This window comes from Butyrivibrio sp. Su6 (assembly GCF_900108105.1).
Lineage (GTDB): Bacteria > Bacillota > Clostridia > Lachnospirales > Lachnospiraceae > Butyrivibrio.
In genome coordinates this window covers 24,709-37,253 of record NZ_FNUR01000006.1, presented here as the reverse complement: position 1 = coordinate 37,253, position 12,545 = coordinate 24,709, and the positions used below count along the sequence as shown (strand labels likewise).

General features: G+C 42.7%; 8 protein-coding genes. 2 read left to right on the top strand and 6 right to left on the bottom strand.

What is annotated here, in order from left to right:
* The first annotated feature begins 144 nt into the window (after positions 1 to 144).
* Positions 145 to 804, top strand: a complete 660-nt coding sequence (locus C4S54_RS08195) for a DUF1961 family protein (RefSeq protein ID WP_103869099.1) — start codon at positions 145 to 147, stop codon at positions 802 to 804.
* A gap of 78 nt (positions 805 to 882) precedes the next feature.
* Here the strand turns inward: C4S54_RS08195 and carB are convergent, their stop codons facing one another.
* From carB to C4S54_RS08170, 5 genes are all read right to left on the bottom strand, one after another.
* Positions 883 to 4,221 carry a carbamoyl-phosphate synthase large subunit gene (gene carB / locus C4S54_RS08190; protein WP_103869098.1) on the bottom strand — a complete coding sequence of 1,113 codons (3,339 nt, stop codon included), beginning with the start codon at positions 4,219 to 4,221 and terminating at the stop codon, positions 883 to 885.
* A complete protein-coding gene (locus C4S54_RS08185) occupies positions 4,221 to 5,432 on the bottom strand; it encodes a carbamoyl phosphate synthase small subunit (protein WP_103869097.1) in 1,212 nt (403 codons plus the stop codon). The genes carB and C4S54_RS08185 overlap by 1 nt, the downstream gene beginning before the upstream one ends.
* A gap of 64 nt (positions 5,433 to 5,496) precedes the next feature.
* On the bottom strand, positions 5,497 to 9,300 hold the full coding sequence (locus C4S54_RS08180) for a phosphoribosylformylglycinamidine synthase (protein ID WP_103869096.1): 3,804 nt from the start codon (positions 9,298 to 9,300) through the stop codon (positions 5,497 to 5,499).
* 76 nt (positions 9,301 to 9,376) lie between these two features.
* The gene (locus C4S54_RS08175) at positions 9,377 to 9,973 is read right to left on the bottom strand and encodes a TetR/AcrR family transcriptional regulator (protein WP_022773005.1); all 597 of its coding nucleotides are present in this window, start codon (positions 9,971 to 9,973) and stop codon (positions 9,377 to 9,379) included.
* A 39-nt stretch (positions 9,974 to 10,012) separates the two neighbouring features.
* Positions 10,013 to 10,483, bottom strand: a complete 471-nt coding sequence (locus C4S54_RS08170) for a hypothetical protein (protein WP_103869095.1) — start codon at positions 10,481 to 10,483, stop codon at positions 10,013 to 10,015.
* Positions 10,484 to 10,673: 190 nt separating this feature from the next.
* Between C4S54_RS08170 and C4S54_RS08165 the strand changes: the two genes are divergently transcribed.
* The gene (locus C4S54_RS08165; RefSeq protein ID WP_103869094.1) at positions 10,674 to 11,573 is read left to right on the top strand and encodes a LysR family transcriptional regulator; all 900 of its coding nucleotides are present in this window, start codon (positions 10,674 to 10,676) and stop codon (positions 11,571 to 11,573) included.
* Positions 11,574 to 11,654: 81 nt separating this feature from the next.
* Here the strand turns inward: C4S54_RS08165 and C4S54_RS08160 are convergent, their stop codons facing one another.
* The gene (locus tag C4S54_RS08160; RefSeq protein WP_160110729.1) at positions 11,655 to 12,539 is read right to left on the bottom strand and encodes an HAD family hydrolase; all 885 of its coding nucleotides are present in this window, start codon (positions 12,537 to 12,539) and stop codon (positions 11,655 to 11,657) included.
* Positions 12,540 to 12,545 lie beyond the last annotated feature (6 nt).

The following is a 12,545-nucleotide window of genomic DNA, read 5'->3' as shown; positions in this document are numbered from 1 at the left end:
ATTAATGGTTTTTAGAATATGTTTTTCACTATTTCTTTTCCCTGATGAAAATCATATTCAAGTAAAAAACAATGATCCAAACCACCTACCCATCTGCTATAATAGGCATTGTAGTGTATTAAGCATTATTTTGGGGGTTACAAAATGAGCAAGTTAATTTATGAAAATCCGCTTGCATGTGAGGAAGACATTTCAAAGTTCATCCTTGAAGGCAGTGCCAGGATCAGTTTTCCCAATGGGGCTATGAGGCTTGAGAATGCCTTGTCTGCCAGTGAAGGGCAAAAAGCAAACTACGTTTTATGGTGTCCTGAAGCGTTTCCTTCTGATGTGAAGATTGAATGGGAATTTCGTCCGTTAAAAGAGCCAGGCCTGGCCATTATGTTCTTTGCTGCGAAAGCCAGAAGTGGCGGAAGTATATTTGATGAGAGTTTAAGCAAAAGAACCGGTGAATATAAGCAGTATCACAGTGGTGACATCAATGCTTTTCACGTTTCTTATTTCAGAAGAAAAGAGCCTGATGAAAGGGCCTTCCACACCTGCAATCTGAGAAAAAGCTATGGTTTCCACCTGGTAGCTCAAGGGGCAGATCCTATTCCTGACGCATCACCGGAATCTGAATGGTACAAAATAAAGGTTATAAAAAATAAGAACAAAGTCACTTTCTATGTTAACGACTTACAGATATTTGAATTTGTTGATGACGGTCACACATATGGCGACCTGTTAACAGGCGGACACATAGGTTTCAGGCAACTTGCTCCTATGGTCGCAGAATACAGAAATCTTCGGGCAACATGGATTTGAGCGAAAGAACTAAGTGGACGGGGTTGTAGGGCCATTTTCTAAAATGGCCCTACAACCCCGTCCCGATACAGTCCACTTTTACAGTTTTGCAATATCTACAAGTTCAAGATTCTCTTCAGTTGCCTTTGTCTCAAGACTTGTTACAAGCGCTCTTGCTGTATCAAGTGCTGTGATGACATTAACACCTGTCTCTATGGCAGTTCTGCGGATAAGGAATCCGTCTCTCGATTTATCTCTTCCCTGTGTAGGAGTATCGATTACAAGGTCAATCTTGTGACCAAGGATAAGGTCGATGACTGTAGGAGATTCCTGGTTGATACGATTTATCTTTCTGGCCCTAACGCCGTTCTCATTGAGCGTATCGGCTGTTGAACGTGTTGCATAGATAATGTATCCAAGTTTCTCATAGCGGCGTGCTATCTCAATAACTTCTCCCTTATCTGAATCCTTAACAGTAATGATCATCTGCTTGTACTTAGGAAGGTTCACGCCTGCTCCAAGGAAGGCCTTGTAAAGTGCTTCATTGAAGCTCTTGCTGATTCCAAGACACTCACCTGTACTCTTCATTTCAGGTCCAAGGCTGATCTCAGCTCCTCTGATCTTTTCAAAAGAGAATACCGGCATCTTGATAGCAACGTAACCAGCCTCAGGCTGAAGTCCCGGTGTATATCCAAGGTCTTTTAACTTATGTCCCATCATGACCTTAGCTGCAAGATCAACAATAGGAATTCCTGTAACCTTACTGATGTAAGGAACTGTTCTGGAAGATCTTGGGTTGGCCTCGATGATGTAAACCTCATCACCTACAGCGATAAACTGAACATTGATAAGGCCTATTACATGAAGGGCCTTTGCCAGTCTCTTTGTATATTCAGCAATTGTCTCTTTTACCTTGTCAGAAAGAGACTGTGCAGGATAAACGGAGATTGAGTCTCCTGAATGGATACCTGATCTCTCAATGTGTTCCATGATTCCGGGGATAACGATGTCATCGCCGTCACATACAGCATCAACTTCTGTCTCGATTCCCTGAAGATACTTATCAACAAGGATTGGATGATCCTGAGCATATCTGTTGATGATATTCATGAACTCCTCAATTTCCTGGTCTGAAAGAGCTATCTGCATGCCCTGTCCGCCGAGAACGTAAGAAGGACGAACAAGTACCGGATATCCAAGGCGGTTAGCAACCTCTTTTGCCTCTTCTGCTGTATAAACTGTTGCTCCCTGAGCACGCTTAATCTGAGTCTCTTCAAGTATCTGGTCAAAGATCTCTCTATCCTCTGCTGCGTCTACATCCTTAGCATCTGTTCCATAGATCTTAACACCCATCTTCATCAGATCCTGAGTGAGCTTGATGGCAGTCTGTCCACCAAACTGAACTACTGCTCCATCAGGCTTTTCGAGCTTAACGATGTTCTCAACGTCTTCAGGAGTAAGTGGCTCAAAATAGAGCTTATCAGCAATATCAAAGTCAGTACTTACTGTCTCAGGGTTGTTATTTATGATGATTGTCTCAAATCCGGCTTTCTTGAATGCCCATGTAGCATGTACTGAGCAGTAGTCGAACTCGATACCCTGGCCGATTCTGATAGGGCCTGAACCAAGAACCAATATCTTTTTCTTGGCTGTGAAGTCCTGACGAGGTTCTGTCGAGTCTGGACTGAACGTGTCATGGCGAGCATCGCGAGAGCATGACTTCGTCTGACCGCTTATTGCAGCTTCATCCTCAGAGTCCGGACCGTTGTAAACCGAATAGTAATATGGTGTTGCTGCTTCAAACTCAGCAGCGCAGGTATCAACAATCTTAAATGTGGCCTTGATGCCAAGTTCTTCACGGAGCTGTTTTAAAACATCAACCGAGAATCTTGTAAGTCTGCTGATAACTGTGTCAGGATACTCAAGGCGCTTAGCTTCAAGGAGTGTGTCAAAAGAAATGATCTTTTTAGCATCTTCTACTGTCCCCAGCTTACCTTCTGTATTCTTTTCACCTATTCTAAGGAGCTTAAGTTCCATCTTTACAAGGGTGTGGAGCTTATCTATAAACCAAAGATCGATCTTTGTGATGTCATGGATCCTATCATGGCTGATGCCGCGGCGAAGAGCCTCAGCAATTACCCATATTCTCTGGTCATCTACTACTTTGAGTCTCTCTAAAAGCTCATCGTCATCAAGCTCTGAGAAATCATAGCTTGTAAGGCAGTCAACGTGCTGTTCAAGAGATCTGATAGCCTTCATCATTGCGCCTTCAAAGTTAGTGCAGATGCTCATAACTTCGCCGGTCGCCTTCATCTGTGTTGTAAGTGTTCTCTTGGCTGTGATGAATTTATCAAATGGAAGCCTTGGGAACTTAACTACGCAGTAGTCCAAAGTAGGCTCAAAGCTTGCATAGGTCTTTCCTGTGATTGCGTTCTTTATCTCGTCGAGGGTATATCCAAGGGCAATCTTTGCTGCAACTTTTGCTATAGGATATCCTGTAGCCTTTGATGCAAGCGCAGAAGAACGGCTTACACGTGGGTTAACCTCAATTACACAGTACTCAAAGCTTGTTGGATGAAGGGCGAACTGTACGTTACAGCCACCTGTGATCTGAAGCTCATCAATGATATTAAGAGCTGCGCTTCTGAGCATCTGGTATTCTTTATCAGAAAGAGTCTGTGATGGAGCCACAACTATTGAGTCACCAGTGTGAACACCAACAGGGTCGATGTTTTCCATGTTGCAGACTGTGATGCAGTTTCCTGCACTGTCACGCATTACTTCGTACTCGATTTCTTTCCAACCGGCGATACATCTTTCAACCAAAACCTCGCTGGCTCTTGAAAGTCTGAGTCCGTTCTCGAGGATTTCTTCGCACTGTACCTGGTTGTAGGCTATTCCGCCGCCTGATCCGCCAAGTGTAAATGCAGGACGAAGAACTACCGGGTATCCGATCTTGTTTGCAAAATCCACACCGTCTTTTACGTTATGTACAACAAGTGAAGCCGCACAAGGCTCACCGATCTTTTCCATTGTATCCTTGAATTCCTGGCGGTCCTCAGCTTTTCTGATAGTCTCAGCTGTAGTTCCAAGAAGCTTAACGTTATGGGATTTCAAAAATCCTGATTCATCAAGTTCCATTCCAAGGTTAAGTCCAGCCTGTCCACCAAGAGTTGGTAGGATTGAATCCGGTTTTTCTTTTTCTATGATCTGCTCAAGGGTCTTCACTGTAAGAGGCTCAATATAAACCTCGTCAGCAATGTCCTTATCAGTCATGATCGTAGCAGGGTTTGAGTTTACAAGTACAACCTCAATTCCCTCTTCTTTAAGTGAGCGGCAGGCCTGAGTTCCGGCATAGTCAAACTCTGCAGCCTGACCAATTACTATAGGACCGGAGCCGATGACCAGTACCTTTTTTACATCTTTATTCTTTGGCATTAGTCTCTGCCTCCTTCCCTTATCATTGAAATGAATCTGTCAAACAGATAGCTGCTGTCCTGTGGTCCAGGGCACGCTTCGGGATGGAACTGAACTGTAAAGATATTCTTTCCAACATAGGCAAGTCCCTCGTTTGTTCCATCGTTTACATTTATAAATGCAGGCTTTGCCACATTTGGATCGAGCTTATCCATATCAACCACATATCCATGGTTCTGTGATGAGATATAAACCCTGTTATTTGACAGGTCTTTTACCGGGTGGTTACCACCTCTGTGTCCATACTTCATCTTGAAGGTATCAGCTCCTGTTGCAAGTGCCATGAGCTGATGTCCAAGACAGATCGCAAAAATAGGCAGCTCTGAATCATAGAGCTTTTTGATCTCTTTAATGATCTGTGTGCACTCTTTTGGATCTCCGGGGCCGTTGGAAAGCATGATTCCATCCGGCGCATCCTTAAGAATTTCTTCTGCTGTTGTATCTGAAGGATAAATTGTCACATCGCACCCTCTGGCAACTAGTGATGCTGCAATGTTTCTTTTTGCACCAAAGTCAAGAAGCGCGATCTTAAGGCCTTTTCCGTTAAGTTCTTTTACGATAGCAGGCTTCTTTTCTCTCTTTGAAAGGTCACCTTTAAGGCTCTCCTTGTAATCATCCTCGTTAAAAGAAGCACTGCCTGAAAGAGGTCCGTTCTCAGAAATATCTGCTACTCCCTTAAGGAACTTCTTTTCCTTGCAGGATACTTTGCTTACCACATCTCCTGTTGTATAGGCGTGGAGCTTATCTTTTACATCCTCATACTTGAGGCTTTCGTTGGTTGTAATAAAACCGTTCATGGTTCCTTTTTCTCTAAGGATCCTTACAAGCTTTCTGGTATCTATACCCTCAATTCCAGGAATATCGTACTTTTCAAGGAATTCCTGAATTGACATATCACATCTGAAATTGGAAGGAATATGAGAAAGCTCTCTTACTATAACTGCGTCGACCCAGATCTTATCTGATTCCATGTCATCCAGGCACACGCCATAATTTCCTATAAGCGGATATGTCATACAAACAGACTGTCCTGCGTAGGATGGGTCTGTAAAAACTTCTGTATATCCTGCCATTGATGTGTTAAAAACGATCTCGCTTACTACATCTTTATCAGCACCAATATGCTTTCCTTCAAAGACGGTTCCGTCTTCCAATATTAAAAATGCTTTCATGAATTACTCCTCTGTACATGTGACTTGTGTGATATACGGATTGCTCCGCTTCACTCTCGCTATATCACTTAAAGTATTCAACACCTGACTCAAAGATCTTCATATCCTGCTCGCCGTAGATGTTGATTGCTACGCCGTCGCCGCGTCTCTCTGAGTGAGCCATCTTACCAAGACATCTTCCATCAGGTGAAAGGATACCTTCAACTGCTCTGTAGGAGCCGTTGATGTTCCACTCGTCATCCATTGTGATGTTTCCATCAAGGTCGCAGTACTGTGTTGCGATCTGACCGTTTGCAAAGAGCTTATCAAGTACATCTTCAGTTGCAACAAATCTTCCTTCTCCGTGTGAAGCAGGGTTTGTGTATACTCCGCCAAGCTTTGCATTCTGAAGCCAAGGTGAATTGTTGGAAACAACCTTTATTGTAGCCATCTTGGAAATATGTCTTCCAATTGTGTTAAATGTCAGTGTAGGTGCATTTTCATCCTGTCCTGTGATCCTGCCGTTTGGTACAAGGCCAAGCTTGATCATAGCCTGGAAACCGTTACAGATACCAAGTGCAAGTCCGTCTCTGTTCTGTAAGAGGTCCTCTACTGCTGCCTTGATCTCCTCATTCTGGAAGGCTGTAGCAAAGAACTTAGCACTTCCGTCAGGTTCGTCGCCGGCTGAGAATCCGCCAGGGAACATGATGATCTGAGCCTGCTCGATAGCTTTTTTGAACTCTTCAACAGATTCTTTGATATCCTGAGCATCTCTGTTTCTGAATATCTTGATGTTAGTATTTGCACCGGCTCTTTCGAAAGCCTGAGCGCTGTCATACTCGCAGTTTGTTCCAGGGAATACAGGAATAAATACTGTAGGCTTTGCAACCTTATTCTTGCATACATATACGCTCTCAGCCTTGAAAAGACCTGTGCCTACAGCTTTTTTCTCCTCGTTAACTGTTGAGTGGAATACCTTCTCAAGTTTATCCTTCCAGCTCTCAAGGGCCTCTTCTTCTGAGAAGCTTACGCCGCAAGCTGTGAATGTGCTATCATCTGTAACTTCACCGATAACTCTTGCTCCTGCATCTACTGCATCTGAAACAAACTCTGCAGGAACTTCTGCAATGATATCTGCTATATCATTTGTAAAGAGCTCTTTTGCACTGATGCTCTCGTCAATCTTAACTCCAAAACCGTTACCGAAGGCCATCTTGGATACTGAAGCAGCAATTCCGTATGAATCCTCAGCATAGGCTGAAACGACTGCCTTCTTTTTCATAAGAGCATTAATCTTCTCATAAAGAGCCATGATCTTTTCATAATCAGGAAGATCGTAGCCATCTCTTGGAAGCTTGAACTGAACAAGCTTATTTCCTGCCTTTTTAAGCTCAGGTGTTACTACATCTGAAAGCTGTGCTACATCTACGGCAAAAGAAACAAGTGTAGGTGGTACGTTTATCTCGTTAAATGAGCCTGACATAGAGTCTTTTCCACCGATAGAAGCAAGGCCAAACTTCATCTGAGCTTCATATGCACCCAAAAGAGCTGTGAAAGGCTGGCTCCAACGGCTTGCATCTTCTGTCATTCTCTTAAAGTACTCCTGGAATGTGAAGTGGAGCTTTTTGTAATCTCCGCCGCTTGCAACAATCCTTGATACAGACTCTGTAACTGCGAAAGCTGCACCGTGGTATGGGCTCCAGCTTGAAAGATATGGATCAAAACCGTAGCTCATCATTGTTACTGTATCTGTTTTTCCTGATAAAACAGGAAGTTTTGCGATCATAGTCTGTGTCTCAGAGAGCTGTCTCTTTCCACCATAAGGCATGAGGACTGAACCTGCTCCGATTGATGAGTCGAACATCTCAACAAGACCTTTTTGAGAACATACATTGAGGTCATTTAATACTGAAAGCCATGCTTTCTTTACATCTCCATTTGAAAGAGCTTCTTTAACGCCCTCTGAAGCTGTCTGGTCAAGATAGTTATCAGCCTTTGAAGGAATCTCAACCTTAACGCTTGTCTCCTGGTGAGCTCCGTTGGTATCAAGGAATGCTCTCTTAAGGTTTACAATCTTCTTGCCTCTCCAGTTAAGTACAAGTCTTGGCTCCTCAGTAACTACTGCAACCTTAACAGCCTCAAGGTTTTCTTCTCCAGCATATTCAAGGAATTTGTCCACATCCTTAGGAGCTACAACTACTGCCATTCTCTCCTGTGACTCTGAGATAGCAAGTTCTGTTCCATCAAGACCTGCATACTTTTTAGGTACAAGATCAAGATTGATATCAAGACCAGGTGCAAGCTCACCGATAGCAACTGAAACTCCGCCTGCTCCAAAGTCATTACATTTCTTTATAAGTTCACTGACTTCAGGACGTCTAAAGAGTCTCTGAAGCTTTCTCTCTGTAGGTGCATTACCCTTCTGAACTTCTGCTCCGCAGCTTGTAAGAGATTTTGAATCATGAGCCTTAGATGAACCTGTTGCTCCGCCGCAGCCGTCTCTTCCTGTTCTTCCGCCAAGAAGCACAATGATGTCTCCGGGATCAGCGCTCTCACGGATAACATGCTCCTGAGGAGCAGCTCCCATAACCGCACCAATTTCCATTCTCTTAGCCACATAGCCCGGATGATAGATTTCTTTTACATAACCTGTAGCAAGTCCGATCTGGTTACCGTATGATGAATATCCTGAAGCAGCGCCTCTTACGAGCTTTTTCTGTGAAAGCTTGCCCTTCATAGTCTCAGCTACAGGAACTGTAGGATCTGCGGCACCTGTTACACGCATAGCCTGGTAAACGTAGCCTCTTCCTGAAAGAGGATCTCTGATTGCACCACCAAGACATGTTGCAGCGCCACCGAATGGCTCGATCTCTGTAGGATGGTTGTGAGTCTCATTCTTGAAGAACACAAGCCAGTTCTCTCTCTTTACGCCCTCGCCATAGTCCACATCGATAGGAACTACAACTGTGCAGGCATTGTTCTCCTCTGACTCCTCCATATCTGTGAGTTTTCCGTCTTTTTTAAGCTTTTTCATTCCCATAAGAGCGATATCCATAAGGGAAATGAATTTTTCTTTCTTTTTATCCTCTGTCTGATAAAGTGAATCTCTTGCAGCAAGGTAGTCGTTATAGGCATTCTCGATAGGTGCTCTGTAATCACCCTCTCCAAACTCAACGTTCTTAAGCTCTGTTCCAAATGTTGTATGACGGCAGTGGTCTGACCAGTATGTATCAAGGACTCTGATCTCAGTCATTGTAGGATTTCTGTGCTCATCATCATTAAAGTACTGTCTGATCCACTTGAAATCATTAAGTGTCATTGCAAGGCCAAGTGATTTGTAGAGGTTTTCAAAGTCCTCTTCAGGCATTGTGCAGAAGTTATCGAGAACTGCCACATCTTCTGGCTCATCATAATTTGTTACCAAAGTCTCAGGCTTGGTCTCATCTGCGATCCTTGAATCCACAGGGTTCATTGTGTATTCCTTGATCTTTGAAACTTCCTCAGAAGTCATATTTCCAATGAGCATATAGGTAACTGCTGTCTTGATAACAGGTTCTTCATCACCTTTTATAAAACGAACGCACTGTTCTGCGGAATCAGCTCTCTGATCAAACTGTCCCGGAAGTGCTTCGATGCTGAATACTACAGCTCCACTTGGCACTTCAATATTCTCTCTGTATAAAATATCTACAGGAGGCTCTGAGAAAACAGTTCTGCAGGCCTTCTCAAAAACCTCATCAGAAATATTCTCTACATCATAGCGGATGAAGATTCTTACATCTGATACGCTTTCAATTCCAAGATAACTCTTAATCTCATGCCTGAGTTCTCTTGCTTTTCCAGCAAAGGGCTGTTTTTTCTCAACATAGATTCGTCTTACACTGCTCATAATATCTCCTCGTTCAAAAAAATATTGTATATTGTTAAAAATAAAGAGTGCTGATATAAGCACTCTTTAATTAAAACTAACTATTTAATTCATCAGACACTAATCCCTCAAGAACGTACATTAATTCTCTATCAATGGCTTCTTCGGAAATACCAATAGTCTTGGAAGAAATCTTAAGACCTTCCACCACGTACATAAGATTGCGAGCACAGCCTAAAGGGTTCTCACAAACAAATTCACCATTTTCAACGCCATTTTCAATAAGCTTTTCAACAATTCTTACAGATGTATCAAACTTAACTTTTAAAGGATTATCTTTTGCCGACTGTTTCTTAACGGAAAAATACTCATATGTAGCGACAGTCAGATTGTTCTTTTTTCTAAGGATGTCTTTTTTCTGTTCCTTGAGGAAAAGAGCAAGCATATCACCTGCAGATGCATCACCTGATAACGCTGCACCAATAGCCTCGTCATCGTCCTCATCGGACTCAGTTGAAAGAACTTCAAGAAAAATATCTTCGGTACTGGAAAAATAGAGATAAAGACCCCCACGACTTATGTCACAGGCATCTACAATGTCTTTCATAGTTACATTCTTAAAACCTTTTTCAGAAAAAACCACTCTGGCTTTGTCAAGAATATACTGTTTCTTCTTGGCAGACTTCTCTCCCATTCTCCACTCCTACCAACATTTAATAAAGTAGTTCAGCTATCAGGCCTTGGAAGACCAATAATTCAAAAGCTCGTCCATTTTGCTGACTACCTGGAACAGTACTCCGTTGTAGACTCCCTCTGCCCACACTGTTCCTTTTGTCATTCCAGTAAGAATGTACTTGGAAAGAATACCTGCAAGGTCATCCATATCCATTATCTGAGCTTCCCTGATAAACATAAGCTCATCTTTAGCACTATTTAAATGATTCCTGGAATAAACATAGACATAATTGCGGTCAATAAGATTAGTATTCTGAGCCGCTTTTACAAACATTAACAAATTTGAATCGTAAACTGGAAATGGCATAGATTTAAGGTCGCCATTAGAATAGCTCTGGGCAACCTCTGATTTAGCATTGTCCTGCAGCCATCTGACATATGGTAATAACTTATCCACTTCTGGACGATATCTGGAAACGATGTCCTCAACACTGTTCTCATTGACACTACCGTCATTTTGAATACTCATTGAAAGGCGCTCCTTTAAAGGCTTTGAAGGTCATCCCTCTGCCTAAACTCAATAATCTTTTACCAAATTCCTTGATAAATTATAGCAAGGCTGTCATAAAAAGTACAGAATATTTTATGAGAATTTATTATGAAAATAAAAGATGATATAATATCTCGTGATATAAGCAATACTTATGAAGGAGCATGCAATGATAAGTAATCTCGAATATTACAAAGTCTTTTACTATGTAGGCAAATATAATGGTATAACCGCTGCGGCAAAAGAGCTGTCAATATCGCAACCTGCCGTGAGCCAGTCCATACATCAGTTGGAATCCCTACTTGGATGTACACTATTCCAAAGAACCTCAAAGGGAATGAAGCTCACGTCTGAGGGAAGTCTTCTATATAGATATGTAGAAAAAGGTTATGAGCAGATCGACCTTGGAGAGCAAAGGTTAAAGCAACTCCTTCATCTTGATGCAGGAGAGGTAAGAATCGGCGCCAGTGACATGACCCTCAGATTCTTTCTTTTGCCCTACCTTGAAAAATTCCATGAACTCTATCCCGGTATAAAAGTAACTGTAACAAACGGCCCGACCCCTGAGACGCTCTCTTACTTAAGAGATGATCGAATTGATTTCGGCGTGGTTTCAAGCCCATTTACAGAAGATAGCAATCTGTCTTTTTTCCCTGTCTCAGACATTCAGGACACCTTTGTGGCGGGAAGAAAGTTTATCCCGTATAAGAACAGGATGCTTGATTTCTCAGACCTACAATCAATGCCCCTGATCTTCCTTGAAGGCAAAACCAGCACAACGGACTATATCCACTCCTTCCTTGAAAAGCACAACACCACTCTTCATCCGGAATTCGAGCTCGCAACCAGCGATATGATAGTCCAGTTCGCCCTTCGAAGCCTGGGTGTTGGCTGCGTCGTAAGAGACTTCGCAAAAGAGTATCTGGACAGCGGCGTCCTCTTTGAGCTTCGCTTCAATAAGATGATACCCAAGCGCCAGATCTGCGTCGTCACCGACACTTCACGCTCACTGTCCATAGCCGCAGACAAGCTCATTCAATTGATCAAAAACAATTTTTCCCAAGCCTAAGTATCGAAGAAGTCACACAGGGACGGTTCTTTTGACTTATTGTTCACAACAAGTCAAAAAAACCGTCCCTGTGACTTTTTATCAGAACTTCACACCAAGAGTTGCAAGTTCGTCAACTACCTGATTGTAATCGCGGTAGATTATTCCTTTCCAGCCGAGGTTTTGGGCTGCCTCGATGTTGACCGGTGTGTCGTCGATGAATACTGTCTTTGATGGAGTCAGATTGTAGCGGCTTACAAGGAGGTTGTAGATTGCCGGGTCAGGCTTTACTACATGCTCGCGGTAGCTTAAGATTCCACCGTCTGTTTCATCCAAGAAGGCCATTGCATCAGGACATCCCTCAAGAGCCTGTTTTGAAAAGTTTGAAAGATACAAAACCTTGTAACCTGCTGCCTTTAAGGCTCTGATCCATGGAATTGTCTTTTCACGCTTCAAGATGATTCCATCGATATTTTTGAAAGAATCCTCTATATCTGTCCTGATCTCAGGATCGTTTTCCACAAACCTTGCAATTATCTCTTCATTAGTAAGGTTACCCTTGTCGTATTCCACCCAGTCATCACTGTAAACAGTTGCCTTGGCAATACGCTCTACCATTTTGTCATCATAGCCTTTAAATACAAGGAACTTATCCCAGGCAAAATCTGTAAGGACATTACCTATATCAAATACTATTGTGTCAATTTCGCCGTCAGGAATTACATTTCCGTATTTGTCGTGCTTTTTATTGCTGCTCATTGCATCAAGGGAAGCAATGGTATGTCTTCCTGTGATAGCTCCAATCGACCATATCAAAAGCCAGGTCAAAATCGGCACCGCTACTACAGCTCCCGCAAGGCCCATAAAAAGATCTTTTGACTCAGGACCGCCAAACAAAGCCACAAGTAAAAATGCCACTATCAAAACAGCAATCAGAATAAGTGCTGCAAGTGCAAGAACTCTCTTAAACTTAGGAGTTTTTTCCATAATAAA